Origin of the sequence: Desulfonispora thiosulfatigenes DSM 11270, from assembly GCF_900176035.1 — a bacterium.
Classification (GTDB): domain Bacteria; phylum Bacillota; class Peptococcia; order Peptococcales; family Desulfonisporaceae; genus Desulfonispora; species Desulfonispora thiosulfatigenes.
The window spans coordinates 20436-38380 of sequence record NZ_FWWT01000019.1 but is presented as its reverse complement, the minus strand read 5'-3'; the positions used below and the strand labels follow the sequence as shown (position 1 = coordinate 38380).

Genomic DNA, 17945 nt, shown 5'->3' with positions numbered 1-17945 from the left:
TTCACTTCCCTACTTTATATATAGTAAGATGATTTTTCTGCCCCTGTGGCCTGCTTTTCCATTTAGAAGTAAACTTGCGTGTGCGAGCAGGGATTAAACCGTCATTTTTAAATAAGAGAATTAAGACAATAGTTAATCCATAAAACATCATACGATAATCTGCAAAGGCTCTAAATTTTTCCGGTACAATAGTTAAAATTATTGCTCCTAAGATGACACCGGGAATGGAATCAATTCCACCTAATAAAATCATACTTAAAATTAAAATAGAATGATGATAAGTAAAGTTCTCTGGAGCAATAAATCCTACCATTCCTGCATAAATGGTTCCGGCAACTCCACCAAAGATTGCGCCAAAAGCAAAAGCCCACAATTTGTTTTTAGTTAAGTCCACACCATAACACTGTGCGGCTAATTGGTCTTCACGTATTGCATTTAAGGTTAAACCTGTTAAAGAATGTGATAAGCGATTTACTACCAATATAGCAATTGCAACAAAAACTAAAGATAAATAAAAATAATTAGCATGAAAAGGCAAATTAATAAATCCTAAATTTAAAGGAGAATTAAAAGAGTATCCGCCAATACTTGGAGCAGGAATATTCATTAATCCATTAGCTCCACCCGTTAAATTTTCTAAATTGATAGTTAATTGGTAGACTACAAGCCCAAAAGCAATAGTTACCAAAGCAAGGTAATGACCTTTAACTCTTAGAGCCGGTAAACCCAGTAAAAATCCAAAAGCCATTACAAATAAAGCTGAAATCGGTATACAAAGCCAAAAAGATAAGCCAAATCTACTTGCTAAAATTCCATATGTATAAGCTCCAATTGCATAAAAGGCAGCATAACCTAAGCAAGTAAGTCCAGTGTTTCCCACCATAACATTTAGACCTAAAGACATCATAATATATAAACAAACCATTATCGCTACTTGAATCCAATATGGATTATGTGCTTGTAAGATTGGAAAGGTACATACTAAAATAAATAAAACTATATATGAGAAAATTTTATTATCCTCGAATAAATTCTTTATCTTCTCATATGAATTAGCCTGTTTCTTTTTAAACATACTAAAACCTATCGTTGTCGCTAAAACTAAAAATGCAGATATTAAATAATCTTCAACTACTATAATGCTTAGCAATAATACATAAGCAACTATCTCCATTAACGTAATGCTAATAATATGTTTCATTTTTATATTCATACAAACACCTCCTTATACTTTTTCATACACCTTTTCACCAAAAATACCCGATGGTTTAAAAACAAGAAATAATATTACAATTACAAATCCAATTACGTCTTGATACCTTGAGCCCCCAGGAATAAAGGCTGCCGCAAACATTTCTAAAAATCCTAATAAAAATCCACCTACAATAGCTCCATAAATATTACCAAGGCCACCAACTACCGCTGCTGAAAATCCTTTTATGCCTATTAAGAAGCCCATATTAAATTTTATAATATTATAATAAATACCGTTCATAAGACCTGCAATTGCTCCAAGTGCCGAACCAATAAAAAAGGTTAAAATTATAATTCTATCAATACTAATACCCATCATCATAGCTGCCTCTTTATCTTGTGAGGTTGCTAACATATATCGTCCATATCTTGTTTTTGTTACAAATAAATGCAACAAAATCACTAAAAACAAAGATAAAGCAATGATAAATATCTGCTCATATTTAATAACAACATTAAAAATTGTTAAGCTTTCATTCGGAAATAGGTCAGGAAATGATTGTGGATTAGCCCCATTAGGGTAAAAAATCATTACACCTTCACGAATAATAATAGAAACACCTAAGGTTAATAATAGCAGCATTAAATCAGATGCTCCACGCATCGGTTTAATAATTGTTCGTTCTATTACGCTACCTACTAGACCACTTAAAATAACAGTTACTAATAAAACAATAATAAAAACTAAAATATAGTGCTGTGTTAAAAAACCAGTTCCCGCAAAAAATCCTATCGTTGTTAAAGCAATAAATGCTCCCAACATAAAAATTTCACCATGAGAAAAGTTGATAATATCTATAACTCCAAAAAACAATGTAAAGCCCACAGCTACTAATACATACATTGCTCCTAAACTTAAGGCATTTAATATCTGCTGAATAATTACAGCCGTATCAACCATATAATTTGCTCCCTTCTAAAAAATGAATTGTAGACTTTAATAACAAGTCTACAATTCATAAAACTAATATTTAATTATTTTTTATATTGACCTTCAGTTATAGTTAAACCAGAGTCTTTGAAAGGAACCCATTTTCCGTCCTTAACTACATAAGTAATAACTGTATTTAATTTTGTTTGTCCACTTTCATCAAATGTAGTTGTCCCAAGAACACCCTCATAATCTTTAGTTGACTTGATAGCCTTCGTTATACTTTCTCTATCGAGTTTCTCAGCATCTTGTAAAGCCTTTATAACGATATTAGTAGCATCGTAAGCAAAAGGTCCAAATGCTTCATAATAATCTTTATATTTAGCTTCTTCATAAGCTTTGATAAAATCTTGGCCTTTTGGTAAATCTTCAATAGGACTAATTAATCCACTACATAAAGTACCTTCTCCTAAGTCTTTCGCTATATCTATAAAAGTATCCGTGTGAATACCAGAGTCACTCATTAAGATAGCTGGAATATCACTTTCATTCATTTGTCTTTTAATTAAAGCTGCTTCTGTAGCTAATCCTCCAAAAAAGATCATTTCTGGATTTAAGGATTTAATTTTTGTAAGTAATGATGAAAAATCTTGTTGTCCTACTGCAATTCCTTCAAAACACAGCATTTCAGCACCATTTTCTTTTGCCTTTGCAATAAATTGCTCTGCATTAGTTTTACCATAATCTGTTTGGTCATGAATTACAGCAATTTTCTTTACTCCAAAATCTTTTACTGCTACATCACCTGCAAAAGTATTTTGTAATTTAGAAGCAGCTATAACACGCGTAATTTCAGCATAACCATCCTCAGTAATTTTATCATTGATCGCAGATAAAATTACAGCTGATAGACCATATTTATTAAATACATCCTTTGTAGCAAGAGCACATCCACTATTAAAATGGGCTACAGTAGCTAAAATTTCTGGATCACTTGCTGCCATATTAACTGCATTTACAGCAACAGCTGGATCACTTTGATCGTCTAAAACAACTAATTCAAGTTCAAAAGGTAGATCTTTCTTTGCATTCGCTTGCTTAACTGCTAGTTCCGCTGAATTTCTCATTCCAAGTCCAATTGCAGCATTTGGTCCAGTAATTGGTCCTACATAAGCTATTTTTACTTTTTTAAGATCTGATGATTGACCATTTGACCCACAACCAGTTAATCCTAGTGGTACAAATAAACAAATAATTAAAATTAGTGCTAAATACTTTTTCATTAAAATTCCTCCAAATTATTTAGTTTTTTAAAACTTAAATTTAAGCTGCCTCAACCTTTTTTACCAATAAAAAAAGACTAAGTATCTACTTAGCCTCTTTGGATAAATTCTCAGGAGTGCGAAGATATATTTCAAAAAAAATATATCACAAATAAGATATAATATTAACTTATATATCTTATTATTCTCACATCCCCTGTCCTTTTGCCTGAGAGTTTATCTAATTATAACCATTTTTCTTCTCTTATTGATTATCTTTACTCAACTAAGAAAATAAAAGGTTTACAAAATAGATTTGCTCCTTCGGCGCCTAATTTAATAGGTCTCTCCAGAGGCTGGTCCAGTTACAGTACTTTTCCATGTTAGGAAGCCTGAGATCTTCGATTATTTAAAATCATAACCCTTCGGCAGAACTAAGTTCTTCTCCTGTAACCTTCATCCCACGAGTATTAAGTTTTAATATTACAAATATAGCAATGTTTAAATATTACATAAAATCATTGTATTTGTCAAAAAGTATTATTTTTTTACATTAAAAAAGTGCTATTAATAGCACTTTTTTAATCATATTATTCTAATATCTATATACCTAAAGCATAAACCAAAATAATACTAAATACTGCCATTATTACTGAAGCAATTAAGCCAACTATAAACGGTTTAATACCTACTCTTTTCATGTCTTCAAAGTTTGTTAATAGTCCAACACCAGCCATAGCTACTACAATTAAGAATTTTGCAATAGTTTTACCTTGAGCTAAGAATGCAGTCCATTGAGCGCTATCCATCCAAATTGTATCACCATAAGTACGGAAAATAGCTAATGCAATGAAACCTAAAACAAACCAAGGGAATATTCTTAAATAATTTACCTTTTGAGTAGTTGAACCTTGCTTTTGTCTTGCATAAATAATACCAAATATTAATACTAGTGGTGCTAATAAAACTGTACGAGTTAATTTTACAACAGTCGCAATTTTACCTGCTTCATCGCTATAAGCAAATCCAGCTGCAATAACTTGAGCCGTTTCATGTACAGCAATACCTGACCAAGTACCAAATTGCATGTCTGTTAATAATAACATTTTACCGATTATTGGATAAAGGAAGATTGCTACTACACCAAAAAGAGTAATCGTTGCAACCGAAAATGTTACATCTTCATCTTCAGCTTCAATTGCAGGAGCTGCTGCACAGATAGCAGTTGATCCACAAATTGCACAACCAATACCAATTAAGGCTGCTAACTTATCTGGTAATCCCATTTTCTTACCAATAAAAAAGGTTAAAGAAATAGCAGCAGTTACACAGATTAAAATAATTATTAATGCATCAGCACCTGTTTTTAGAACAGCTGTAAAACTTAAACTTAATCCTAACAAAATAATAGCACCTTTTAAAACTTTTTGTAATGCAAAACGAATTCCTGGTTGAAATGAATCGCCAACTTTGACTGTATTTTTAATAAGAATACCTATCAAAATTGCAAGAATTACTCCACTTATCGGATGCTGTCCTCCTATAACAATCAATTCTTCCAGGTACTGAGATACTCCGGCAATTACACCTGCTAACACAAGACCAGGTAAAATATTGCTTTTAACGCTCATTTGATTTCCTCCTTATTATTTATCTAACTATTAATAATATTCTAAACATTTAAGCTTCACCTGTAAAATCTATTATTTTTATTTCAAACATCATCTTTAAAAAGTATTAGGTATAAAATTTACTAATCACCTTGTGAAATATCTTACCTTTTGCTTATAGACAAAAAAAGGCAATGACATTTTGTCATTACCTTTTATTTTGAGTATAAGTATTTAAAACTTCCATTCCCCAGATTGATACCATTAAGTTTTTAGCTAAATCATTATCAGGTTCTGCTTTTAGGATATAATTTAAAAATTTAATAGCTTCTTGTGATTTATTACTGGCTACAGACCTATTAACTACTTTTTCTAAAAACCATTGGCGTTCACAATACGAATACTGTTTATATTTATTTACCCATGTAATTATTTGATGGCTCATTTCATCTGATATCTTAATTTCTTGAGATGTATTTAAACCAAAATAAATACTTAAAAATATAATTACCGCCCAGAAGTATTGGAAAGAAAGAGTATTAAATAGAGAAAATGCGATTACAACTAAAGTTATAAACCAAAGTAAAATACAAAATATTCGTTTCATTTACCTTACCTCCATAGATAGTATTTTCAATCTTTTAAATTTTATCCTTGTTAATAATGTAACTATCGAATCTATTATAACCTAATTATCATTATTATAAAAATATCTTATGCTTATAAGCTCATAAAGATACCTCCTAACTAATTAAAATTTTTAGCTAGGAGGCATAAACTTCATTTCAGTGAATAATAATTTATTTATTTCATTTTAAAATCCAGTAAATAATAGTTTAGATGCTGCAAATCCTAAAACTGCGATAAACACTGAAGTAGTAAGTCCTAGGTAAAAAGGTTTCATTCCTACCTTTTTCATTTTTTCTAGATCTGTTGACAGCCCCATACCACCCATTGCAATTGTTAATAAAAATGCATCGATAGCAAGAAATTGACCTGTTAAGTTTTGAGGTACTATGTTAATTGAATTAATTATTACTACTGCTAAAAACCCAAATACAAACCAAGGTATAGTTATTTGCTTCATGCTAATTGTTTTTCCATTTTGTTTTTTCTTAGCTTCTTTAACTCCTAAAAAGATTGCTATCGGTATGATTAATAATACTCTCGTTAATTTTATTAAAGTTGCAAACTGTCCTGCTTCATCTCCTGCAGCAAACCCTGCAGCTACCACTTGAGCAACTTCATGAATAGATGATCCTGCCCAAACTGCGTATAGCAGATTTGGTAAATGAAATACTTTATACATAAAAGGGAAAGCAAACATTGCTATGGTTCCAAAAATGGTTACAGTTGCAATTGCAAAAGTAGTATCTCTTTCATCAGCATCAACGACTGGGGCTACGGCTGCAATTGCTGATGCTCCACATATTGAAGATCCTGCTCCAATTAGTAAAGCTAATTTATCATCTAAACCCATTTTTTTACCTAACCAAACAGTAAATAAAATGGTAATGATAGTAACAAAAAATACTAAAATAAATCCTCTACCACCAATTTGTGTTACCTCTGCAAAACTTAATTTAAAACCTAATAATATAATTGCTAATCTTAAAACACGCTTTACTGAAAAAGTAATCCCTGCAGAAAAAGTTTCAGGAACTGGCAATATATTCTTGATTAACATACCTAACACTATCGCTACAATTAATGAGCTTAAGTGCATATTTTGTAATACTTCTAAGTTTTGGATTTTTATTGAAACCCAAGCTAATGCAGTTGTAAATAATAAACCCGGTATTATTTTTTTAGTATCCATAATATCAACCCCCATCTTTAACATTTAAATCAACTTTAACACCTTAAAATTAGTTTATAATCTCTTTCCCTCTAATTGTCTGAATCTTTAATACTATTCTATTAAGTAACGAACACTTTGTAAAATACTGTTATCTTATTTCTTTTATTTATTAAATATATATATTTCTCATTATATTGATAACAATTCACTTAATGTTTTGTTAAATGTATAACAAATAAATTATACTTATTTAACTATAAAATAAAAAACCGTCCCTAAGGACGGCGTTAAAAGGGTTCTTAATGCAAAATTACCAACGACTTTTAGGTCGAAAATTATCTAATACACCCAGTACAACGTGGGCTAAACCAAAACCCATTACTCCAGCTCCTACTCTTCCCCGCAACAATGCTCCTGCACCTGTTACTAAAGTACCTACGCCTGTAACCGCCATACTAGTAGTATTATTTTTCTTTCGCATTAATTACACCTCCTAATAGTATTATTAGCCTTTTTAAAAAAATTATGTATTAAAATATGTTAACAGCAATGAATTTACTTAATCATACACCTTAGTATACAATATACTTTCTCTAACTCTATTGTATTAAAATATCCTTTTGCTAAAATTAAAACCGTAACAATTAATAGAAGTAATTTTTAATCATTAGATGTAATATAAAATATTTTAACCTTTTTGACCTTATAAAAGGATTAAACAATAGGAGGATATTATAATGGCGTTTAATTTAGATTCATTTATGGAAAAAATAATTGCAAGGGATCCTGAAGAAAAAGAATTTCATCAAGCAGTTCATGAGGTTGCCTCTACTCTTGCTCCTTTTTTAGACAAAAATCCTAAATATACTGATGCTAAAATTTTAGAGAGAATAGCAGAACCTGAAAGAGTGATTATATTTAGAGTTCCTTGGGTAGATGATAAAGGTGAAGTCCATGTAAATCGTGGATATCGCGTGCAAATGAATAGTGCTATTGGGCCTTATAAAGGTGGTATTCGTTTTCACCCTTCAGTTTGCTTAAGCGTATTAAAATTTTTAGCTTTTGAACAAGTTTTTAAAAACTCTTTAACCACCCTTCCTATGGGTGGTGGTAAAGGCGGTGCTGACTTCGATCCTAAAGGCAAATCTGATAATGAAGTAATGCGTTTTTGCCAATCATTTATGTCAGAATTATATAGACATATCGGTCCAAATACTGACGTTCCAGCTGGTGATATTGGAGTAGGTGCTCGTGAAGTAGGATATATGTTTGGCCAATATAAAAAGTTGCAAAACGAATTTACCGGAGTATTAACTGGAAAAGGACGTAACTGGGGTGGTAGTTTAATTAGACCTGAATCTACAGGCTATGGTACCCTTTATTTTGCTAAGGAAATGCTTGAAGCACATGGTAAAAGTATTGAAGGTAAAACAATATTAATCTCTGGCTCAGGTAATGTTGCTCAATTTGCTACTGAAAAAGCAATTCACCTAGGAGCTAAGGTTGTTACTTTATCTGATTCTAATGGTACTATTTATGATCCAGAAGGTATCACCGAAGAAAAATTAGATTTCATTAAAGAACTTAAAAATGTTAAACGTGGTCGTATTAAAGAATATGCAGATCATTATGGATGTGAATATTTAGAAGGAAAGCGTCCATGGTCTATTAAATGTGATATTGCTATTCCTTGTGCTACCCAAAATGAAATCAATGGCGATGATGCTAAAGAACTTATTAAAAATGGTTGTTTCTGCGTTGCTGAAGGCGCTAATATGCCTAGTACACCTGGAGCTTTCGATGTTTTTTTAAGTGCTAAAATTCTTTATGGACCAGCTAAAGCCGTAAATGCCGGTGGCGTAAGTACTAGTGGTCTAGAAATGACGCAAAATAGTATGCGTTTATGTTGGTGCCGTGATGAGGTTGATGAAAGACTTTCAACAATTATGAAAAATATCCATGAACAATGCATGACTTATGGTAAAGAAGGCGACTATATTAACTATGCAGCAGGTGCAAATATAGCTGGTTTTGTTAAAGTTGCTGATGCAATGCTTGACCAAGGTATAGTTTAAGTTTAATTTTAAAATCACATAATTTGAAATAATAAATAGAAGCAAGTAACTTTAAAGTTACTTGCTTCTATTTTTATAAATTCTAATAAAAGATTGAGTATTTTAATCCTAGCATATCTTGACACATATGATAGGGGGGTATACTATGTTTTAAATGCGGAAATAATTACTAATATAGAGAGGAGTTGAGTTAATGAACGAAAAAATCAAAGTCTATGATATGACTTGCGGACACTGCGTAAAAAGAGTTACGACTATTTTAGAAAAGTTACCGAGTATTAAAGATGTAGAAGTTACGCTTGAAGATGAAACAGCTAGTTTTAGCTATGACCCTGAGCAAATTGATTTAACAGCAATTAAAGAAGCTATTACTAAAGCAGGCTATCCTACAGAATCAAAGGCTGTGGAGTCCATAGATGAGCCTACAAATACAGAAAAAACACAGATCGATACTAAGGTTCAGCCACCTGAAATCATTACGCCTAGTGAAAAAGAAAATAAAACAGTAACAAAGCAATTTGAACTAACGGGTATGACTTGCGCTAATTGCGCTATGGCTATTGAAAAAAAGGTTAAAACTATGGATGGAATAAAAACTGCAAATGTTAATTTTGCCTCTGAAAAACTTTCTGTGGAAATAGATACAGATAAAGTGAAAGATGAAGAAATAATTAATAAAATCAAAGACCTGGGCTATGGAGTAAAGACCAAGGAAAATAAAACGCAGTTTAAAGTAAATGGAATGACATGTGCTAATTGTGCTTTAGCTATTGAAAAAAAGTTAAATGGGACAAAGGGAGTTCAAAAAACTGCTGTCAATTTTGCAAATGAAACAGTAAGTGTTGAATTTGATCCTGAAACTATAAATATTGATACAATTTTTGCAAAAGTTCGTGATGCTGGTTATGAACCTTTAAAAAATAAAGATGATAAAGATGATCTGCAAATAGCTAACAAAGAAAGAAATTGGCTTATCTTTAGTGCTGTTTTATCTCTTCCCCTGATGCCGATTATGTGGTTTTTACCAATGACTCCCGGGGTTATCTATTTTATGTTCTTTATTGCTACTATTGTTCAATTTACCGCAGGATTAACCTTTTATAAAAGTGCATATCATGCCTTAAAAAATGGAGCCGCGAATATGGACGTGCTTGTTTCATTAGGAATTACGGCTGCTTATGGATACAGTGTATTAACCACTTTTCCTGATATTTTCTTTGAAGGGCCTACCTTCTTTGATACTTCAGCAATCCTGATCACCTTTATCCGGTTTGGTAAATTTTTAGAGGCAAGAGCTAAGGGTAAAGCTACCACAGCCTTAAAGTCTCTTCTTGAATTACAAGCTGATAAAGCGCGAATTTTTATAGATGGAGATGAAAAAGAAGTTAGTGCTTCTAGTCTTCAAATAGGTGATATTGTAGTAGTTAAACCTGGTGAGAAAGTTCCTGTTGATGGGGAAATTATTGAAGGACAAACAAGTATAGACGAATCAATGCTTACTGGAGAATCAATACCTATCGAAAAATCAGTTGGTGCCGAAGTAATTGGAGCAACAATTAATAAATCTGGGAGTATCAAAGTTAAAACAACTAAAACAGGTAAAGATACCGTTCTCTCTAATATTATAAAAATGGTCGAAGATGCTCAAGGAGTAAAGCCTCCTATTCAGAGACTTGCTGATAAAATATCCCAGTATTTTGTACCTATAGTTGTAACTATTTCTGTTATCACATTTTTAGTTTGGTATTTTATTGTAGATTCTGACTTTGTTTTTGCCTTTACTGCAAGTATAGCTGTCTTAGTTATAGCTTGCCCTTGTGCTTTAGGACTTGCTACACCTACGGCCATTATGGTAGGTAGTGGTATTGGGCTAAACCGTGGGATTTTATTTAAGTCTGCTGCTGTTTTAGAAGAAATAGCTACATTAGATGCTATTGGCTTTGATAAAACAGGCACCTTAACTAAAGGAACTCCAGAAGTTACAGATATAGTATCTTTTGAAAAGTATTCTAGGGATGAAGTACTTAAAATTACAGCAGCAGGTGAAAAACCTTCTCTTCATCCCTTAGCTCAAGCTATTGTAAAAGAAGCTCATCGTGAAAATATCATAATTGAAGATGTTACTGATTATTTTGAAGAAAGTGGTCATGGCATCAAATGTACTTATAACAGACAAACCTTACTTATCGGAAATATTAAATTAATGACAAAATATAAGGTTAATTACCAAAATACTTTAGATGATTTTAATAAACTTGCCTCCGAAGGAAAAACAACTATGTTTATAGCTTTAGATCAAAAATGTATTGGTATAATTGCTTTAGCTGATGTCTTAAAAGAAACTACTAAGGAAGCAATTTCTCGACTTCATGAATTAGGAATTAAAACATTTATGATTACAGGTGATAATCAAAAGGTAGCAAATGTAGTAGGTCAAGAAGTTGGGATCGATGAGATAATAGCGGAAATACTACCAGAAGACAAAATAAATATAATTAAAGACTATCAAGCAAAAAAATACAAAGTTGCTATGGTTGGCGATGGAATTAATGATGCCCCTGCCCTGGCTCAAGCTGATATCGGAATTGCAATTGGTTCAGGTACAGATGTAGCTAAAGAAACGGGCGACATTATTTTAGTAAAAAACAATTTACTAGATGTTGAAAGAGCAATTCGTTTAGGAAGAAAAACTTTAACAAAAATCAAGCAAAACTTATTTTGGGCCCTATTTTATAATGTATTAGGCATTCCAATCGCTGCTGGTTTACTGTTTCCTCTAACCGGTCATCTTCTACCTCCTGAATGGGCAGGTTTAGCTATGGCCTTTTCATCAGTCTCCGTTGTAACTAATTCACTCTTATTAAAAAGATATGAAAATGTACTTTTTCAGCTAGAACATTAATGTTCTAGCTTTTTTTTCTACTACAATATTTGTGACCATTTAATTTTAATTTCATACTATATCCTATAGTTTTCTTTAGGGGGGATAGTATGAGATTTAGTAATAACGACTGGTTTGAAACGTATTCCCACAAGTTATGCCCTACTTTAAAATCAAATTTTTCTAATATAGATCAGCCTTTTTTTCGCTTAGGATTTCATAAAAACAAAATTCCAGTTATCGTAGAATTTGAAAGTCAGCGTAATAAAGAATTAGCTATTAGAGAAATTGCCAAAACTGCAAAATGTGTTATTGATTCAGAAATACCTTTAATTAACTTTTTCACTACTACTGTTAATACTAAAAATCTTGAATTATTAATGAAAAATCCTTTAGTCAAAAATGTCTGGCATGATGGTAAAGTAAGAGCCTTGTTAGATATTGCCTCTCCATCTATTAATTCAAGTAAATTGTGGAGAAAAAACATTACTGGTAAAGGTGTAGGAGTAGCTGTATTAGATACAGGCATCTATAATCATCCTGATCTAGAGGATAGAATTATTGCCTTTAAAGATTTTGTCAGGAGAAAAAAATATCCCTATGATGATAATGGTCATGGTACGCATGTAGCTGGAAACGTAGCTGCTAGTGGAAAACATTCTTCTTTTCGCTATACTGCACCCGCTCCTGAAGCAAATATTATCGGTGTAAAGGTGCTAGATAAGGATGGTTCAGGTAATATTTCTACTATTGTTAGAGCACTCGAATGGTGTATAAGATATAAAGAAAGACTGAATATTAGAGTTATTAATCTATCCCTAGGTACTGCTGCCTCTCAAACTTATGAAAAGGATCCTCTATGTTTAGCTGCAGAAAAGGCTTGGAAATCAGGTATTGTAGTTTGTGCTGCTGCAGGTAATAGTGGCCCTGATCCTAAAACAATAGATTCACCTGGAATTCATCCTTCTATAATAACAGTAGGTGCTCTAGATACTAAACAAACGGTTAAAACTAGAGATGATGATGTAGCAAGTTTTTCAAGTCGTGGTCCTACGATAGATGGTTTAACTAAGCCTGATATTTTAGCTCCTGGAGTAAAAATCACTTCTCTTTTATCTAAAGGGGTATCTAAAGGCACAAAGGTAGATGATTATTATACTACTCTCTCCGGTACCTCCATGGCTTCAGGTGTATGTTCCGGTGTTGTTGCTCAAATTTTACAAATTGATAGTTCCTTAACACCCGACCAAGTTAAGACTATTCTTATTAATTCTGCTAGGGGTGTAAATAATTTAGATGCAAATCTTCAAGGATCTGGTTTAATTGATACCCAGGCAGCTATAAGAAATTTAAAAAATAACCAATAATCACAAAAGGATTTCAAATCTTTGGAATCCTTTTGTTTTATTATTTTTATTTGTTTAGATGTTTATCTTTTTATTTTATATTTTTTATAATTTTATATTTTATCTACAAACTTATGTTTTTAATCTACATAAAAAAAGAGCCTTCTGCGCTCAGCTAGAAGACTCTCATCTTAAAATATAATACTCTATATACATTGCTCTTCAACTTCGTTTTTAATAAATGTAGTGCCATAAAACACTCTACTTTTCTTTAAAATTGCTAATAGTCTTTGTTTTATCTCTTTATTATTATCTTTCCAATAAAATCTAAAAACTTCTCCAGATTCATTGATAATTATATCAACATATGGATTTTCTTTATCTAAAAATTCGCTTTCTTTATTTTCAGCCACTTTATCTTCTCTACGAGCTAACCATTTTAAAATAACCTTAGGATGAGTTAACGTATAATCTCCCATTACATTATCAGTTCTGCCCCGATAAATATATAAGAATTTAGGATGCAGTAAATCTCTTCTTACATTTTTATAATTATTGACATGTTCTAATTGCTTGATGGTAGATTTACCAAATTCACTTATAGAGAACTGATAAGCCACATTATTCTTTAAGATGTCTAACTTTATTAAAACTTCTTCAGCTGTTACTTCTTTTAAAAGAAATTTACTGAAATTAAATGGTATGATGTAAGTATCATTGATATTTGCTACAGATAATTTGTAAAATTTAACACCATTTTTATCATCAAATTTAAAGATTAAGGAGCTCTTATGTGATTTTTCGCAATCAATAATTTCGCTAGATAAGTTAGGTAATGTAAAGGCTAATCCAATTTTACTCAGTTCTTCTCTAGAAAAGGTAACTCTATTTGCTAACTTTTCATCCATTTTGATTAAAAATTCTTCCCTTGTCATTAAATCATCTCCCTTTATCTTTATTTATTCTTTAGGCTGTTAATCTTTCGTTCTGTAATTCCTTCATCTGTGAATTTATTCTACCACATAATTAACTTTTAGTAAATTCTGAAAATTTGATTTATTGGCAATTTTTTAATAAAGACATTCTATCTTAAGAATGTCTTTGTATTTATGCATCTAATTTAAACTTATCTTTTAATGTTATTCCAGAAATTGCATCATTAATATGTTCGATAAATATATCTTGATGATTAACATCTTCTACTAATCCTTTTAGATATGGAATTACCTTGATACCTTCTTTTTCTAGTACTTTAATAAAAGAATTGTCATTGCCTATCATATCTTCATAAACATGATTACCAACAGTTAAAAGATAAGGCATTAAGACTATTTGGTTTATATTTAGCTTATGTAGCTTACCTATAATATGTTCCAACTTTGGATACCCTTTTACGTTTGCAATAAAAAAGTTCTTTTCTTGATCATAAAAATGGTTTTGTAAACAAGCATAACCTGAGTTGCTTGGGTGATATGTTCCATGACCCATTAAGACTACTCCTTGCTTTTCTTCTAAATTCGGAAATAACATTTGTATTGCCTTTGCTGATTTTGAGTAATCTGTATTACTTGATAATAATGGATAACCCACTTTAATATTTGCACCTTTAAATTCACTAATATCTTTTAATAATCCATGGAACTCTAGACCAGGTAAAATATGTAGAGATTGAACGATAATTTCTGTATAGCCTTCTTGGATTAATCTAGTTAATTCTTCCTTGGGTGTCTTCATAATTATATTATATTTTTCTTTTAAGAGCTTTATTATTATTTTCCCTGAAAAAGATAAATTCACATCGTAATCTGAATACTTTTCTTTTATCCTATTTGCTAGTTCCTCTAATTGTTCCCTTGTTTCAGGCCTAACACTTCCATGGCTGACTAATATTATAGCTTTATTCATTATTTACCTCCTTTTTCTTTTCTTTTCTTTTCTTTTCTTTTCTTTTCTTTTCTTTTCTTTTAAATATACCATATAAAACAAAAAAAGAGCTAGAAACTACTAGCCCTTTACTGCTTTTGCCCCAATGTCCTTTCGATAATGAACATCAGCAAAATTAATTTTTTCTACTCCTTTATAAGCATTATTAATTGCTTCTTGAATAGTCTTTCCTAAGGCCGTGACACCTAAAACACGTCCACCATTTGTGACAATTTGCCCATTTTTTGTAGCTGTTCCTGCATGAAAAATCCTTGTAGGTTCACTAACCTTTTCTAAACCTGTGATTACTTTATCTTTTTCATAATCACCAGGATAACCACCAGATGCCATTACTACACATACGGCAGCTTCCTGAGACCATTTAATTGTAATCTTATCTAGGGTGTTTTCTAAAATTGCTTCTATAATAACAATTAAATCAGTTTCTAAACGCGGAAGGACAACTTGTGTTTCGGGATCGCCAAAACGTGCATTATATTCTAAAACCTTTGGTCCTTTAGGGGTTAACATTAACCCCGCATATAAGATACCTTGATAATTTCTGCCTTCAATTTCCATTGCCTTTATCGTTTTTTCTAATACTTCAGTAACGACAAAGTCATGTATCTCATCAGTGTAAATTGGTGCTGGTGAATAAGCTCCCATGCCCCCTGTATTAGGTCCTTTGTCATTATCAAAAACTTGCTTATGATCTTGCGCTGAAACCATTGGAACTATAGTTTTTCCATCTGAAAAAGCTAACATACTTACTTCTTGACCTTCTAAATATTCTTCAATAACCAGTCTTGCTCCTGCATCTCCGAACTTTTGGTCTAATAAAATTTCATATATTGCTTTTAATGCTTCTTCTTCAGTAAAGCAAACCATTACTCCTTTTCCTGCAGCTAATCCATCAGCCTTAACTACACAAGGAATTCCTATATCTTGTAAATAGTCCTTAGCAGGTTCTACCTCTGTAAAGATTTCATATTCTGCCGTAGGTATATTATATTTTTTCATTAAATCTTTTGAAAAAGCTTTACTTCCTTCTATTTCTGCTGCTAATTTAGAAGGACCAAATATCTTTAGTCCGTTATCATTAAATAAATCAACAATTCCTAAACTAAGTGGAATTTCAGGGCCTACAATAGTTAAATCAATTTGTTTTTCTTTGGCAAAGGATAGTAATTCATCTAAATTATTATCTTTAATCTCTATACAAGTCGCATATTCACTTATACCCGCATTTCCAGGAGCGCAATATATTTGTGAAACTTTTGGACTTTGACTTATTTTCCATGCTAATGCATGTTCTCTACCACCACTACCAATAATTAAAACTTGCATCAAAATCACCTCTTTTGTTTTGCAAAAAATTAGTGTTTAAAGTGTCTAACTCCTGTAAATACCATAGCTATATGATGTTCATTACATGCTTTTATTGATTCATCATCTCTTACAGATCCACCAGGTTGTATGATCGCTTTTATTCCTGCTTTTGCTGCATTATCAATTGTATCTCTAAATGGGAAAAAGGCATCGCTTGCAAGGACCGCGCCTCTGCAATTTTTACCACCTTGGTTAAACGCAATATTAGCTGAACCCACCCTGTTCATTTGACCTGCGCCTACCCCAATTGTTTGGTTATCTTTAGCGACTACGATAGCATTAGATTTAACTTGTTTTACTACTTTCCAAGCAAATAATAGTTCTTCAAGTTCTTCCTCAGTCGGCTTTTTATCTGTTACTATTTCTAAATCATCGATTTCAACTTCTTTTTCATCACGATCTTGGACTAAAAATCCACCACTAACTTTTTCTATCCACATTTCCTTTTTAGGCTGTTCATAACCCATTTCAATCACACGTAAGTTTTTCTTTTGCGTAAATATTTCTAGGGCTTCTGCTGAAAACTCAGGAGCAACCACAGCTTCCATGAATGTTTTCACAATTTCTTCAGCTGTTTCTTTATTGACCTTTTGATTTAACCCTACAATTCCTCCAAATGCAGACATGGAATCAGCTTTAAAAGCTCTTTGATAAGCTTCTAAAATATTAGATCCTAATGCTGTTCCGCAAGGATTAGTATGTTTAATTATTGAAGAGGCACAAAGATGATTCCCAAAGCTTTTAACCATTGACCAAGCTGCCTCAACGTCTACAATATTATTATACGAAAGTTCTTTTCCTTGGTATTGTTTGCTTCCAGCTATTGTTCCCTTAATATTACCATCAAAAGCGTAAAAGGCAGCCTTTTGATGTGGATTTTCGCCATAACGTAAGGAAGATATCTTGTGTCCTCCCATTAAGAATGTTTCGGGTAAATCTTCTTGATATAAGGTTTTTGAAAGATATTGACTAATTGTTGCATCATATTGACCTGTATGTTCAAACGCTTCTAGAGCTAATTTTTTTCTATTTTTAAGAGAAATTTTTCCTTCCTCTTTTAATTCATCGATAATTTCTGAGTATCTTAAAGGATTAACAACTATAGCTACTCGTTCATAGTTTTTAGCAGCAGCTCTTACCATACTTGGTCCACCAATATCAATATTCTCTATTGCATCTTCTAGGGTAACCCCTTCTTTTTCAATAGTAGCTTGAAAAGGATATAAATTAACAACGACTATATCAATAGGCGTGATTCCTTGCTCTTTTAAAACTGCCATATGTTCATTTGTATCTTTTGCTAAAATTCCGCCATGAACCTTGGGATGTAAAGTTTTAACTCTTCCTTCTAAGATTTCTGGGAAACCTGTTACATCTGATATTCCGATAGCATTAATTCCATTATCTTGTAAAGTTTTAAATGTACCACCTGTTGAAACAATTTCAAATCCTAACTTTACTAACTCTTTACTAAAATCAACTATTCCTGTTTTATCAGAAACGCTGATTAATGCTCTTTTCAACTCGTCTCAC

General features: G+C 31.9%; 14 protein-coding genes and 1 riboswitch. Of the genes, 3 read left to right on the top strand and 11 right to left on the bottom strand.

The features are described from left to right. Position 1: 1 nt before the first annotated feature. The 7 genes from B8965_RS07855 to B8965_RS12615 form a co-directional block, all read right to left on the bottom strand. Positions 2-1213: a branched-chain amino acid ABC transporter permease gene (locus B8965_RS07855; RefSeq protein WP_084053415.1), complete on the bottom strand. Its 1212-nt coding sequence runs from the start codon at positions 1211-1213 to the stop codon at positions 2-4. Positions 1214-1225: 12 nt separating this feature from the next. Continuing rightward, the gene (locus tag B8965_RS07850) at positions 1226-2155 is read right to left on the bottom strand and encodes a branched-chain amino acid ABC transporter permease (protein WP_084053413.1); all 930 of its coding nucleotides are present in this window, start codon (positions 2153-2155) and stop codon (positions 1226-1228) included. Positions 2156-2229: 74 nt separating this feature from the next. Next, positions 2230-3408, bottom strand: a complete 1179-nt coding sequence (locus tag B8965_RS07845) for a branched-chain amino acid ABC transporter substrate-binding protein (RefSeq protein ID WP_084053411.1) — start codon at positions 3406-3408, stop codon at positions 2230-2232. Between the two features lie 186 nt (positions 3409-3594). Then, a riboswitch (glycine riboswitch) is annotated at positions 3595-3750 on the bottom strand. A gap of 239 nt (positions 3751-3989) precedes the next feature. Continuing rightward, a complete protein-coding gene (locus tag B8965_RS07840) occupies positions 3990-5018 on the bottom strand; it encodes a YeiH family protein (protein ID WP_084053409.1) in 1029 nt (342 codons plus the stop codon). A 187-nt stretch (positions 5019-5205) separates the two neighbouring features. Beyond that, complete coding sequence (locus B8965_RS07835; protein WP_084053407.1) at positions 5206-5604, bottom strand: hypothetical protein; 399 nt, start codon at positions 5602-5604, stop codon at positions 5206-5208. A gap of 207 nt (positions 5605-5811) precedes the next feature. Then, positions 5812-6816: a YeiH family protein gene (locus B8965_RS07830; RefSeq protein ID WP_159446310.1), complete on the bottom strand. Its 1005-nt coding sequence runs from the start codon at positions 6814-6816 to the stop codon at positions 5812-5814. Between the two features lie 292 nt (positions 6817-7108). Continuing rightward, positions 7109-7279 (bottom strand): hypothetical protein, encoded by a 171-nt coding sequence (locus tag B8965_RS12615; protein WP_200805896.1) that lies wholly within the window; start codon positions 7277-7279, stop codon positions 7109-7111. A 256-nt stretch (positions 7280-7535) separates the two neighbouring features. Here B8965_RS12615 and gdhA point away from each other — a divergent pair, with 256 nt between their 5' ends. The 3 genes from gdhA (at position 7536) to B8965_RS07815 (ending at position 13121) form a co-directional block, all read left to right on the top strand. After that, positions 7536-8873 carry an NADP-specific glutamate dehydrogenase gene (gdhA, locus tag B8965_RS07825; protein ID WP_084053403.1) on the top strand — a complete coding sequence of 446 codons (1338 nt, stop codon included), beginning with the start codon at positions 7536-7538 and terminating at the stop codon, positions 8871-8873. A gap of 193 nt (positions 8874-9066) precedes the next feature. Continuing rightward, complete coding sequence (locus B8965_RS07820) at positions 9067-11775, top strand: heavy metal translocating P-type ATPase (protein ID WP_084053401.1); 2709 nt, start codon at positions 9067-9069, stop codon at positions 11773-11775. 89 nt (positions 11776-11864) lie between these two features. After that, entirely contained in the window at positions 11865-13121 is a 1257-nt protein-coding gene (locus B8965_RS07815; RefSeq protein ID WP_084053399.1) for a S8 family peptidase, read from the top strand. Positions 13122-13306: 185 nt separating this feature from the next. Here B8965_RS07815 and B8965_RS07810 read toward each other — a convergent pair whose 3' ends face one another. The 4 genes from B8965_RS07810 to purH form a co-directional block, all read right to left on the bottom strand. Next, complete coding sequence (locus B8965_RS07810; protein WP_084053397.1) at positions 13307-14035, bottom strand: hypothetical protein; 729 nt, start codon at positions 14033-14035, stop codon at positions 13307-13309. Between the two features lie 172 nt (positions 14036-14207). Beyond that, positions 14208-15005, bottom strand: coding sequence for a sirohydrochlorin cobaltochelatase (locus B8965_RS07805; protein ID WP_084053396.1), 798 nt, complete (start codon positions 15003-15005; stop codon positions 14208-14210). 99 nt (positions 15006-15104) lie between these two features. Next, positions 15105-16370, bottom strand: coding sequence for a phosphoribosylamine--glycine ligase (gene purD, locus B8965_RS07800; RefSeq protein ID WP_084053394.1), 1266 nt, complete (start codon positions 16368-16370; stop codon positions 15105-15107). A 29-nt stretch (positions 16371-16399) separates the two neighbouring features. Continuing rightward, positions 16400-17935 (bottom strand): bifunctional phosphoribosylaminoimidazolecarboxamide formyltransferase/IMP cyclohydrolase, encoded by a 1536-nt coding sequence (purH, locus tag B8965_RS07795; protein ID WP_084053392.1) that lies wholly within the window; start codon positions 17933-17935, stop codon positions 16400-16402. Between the last annotated feature and the right edge of the window lie 10 nt (positions 17936-17945).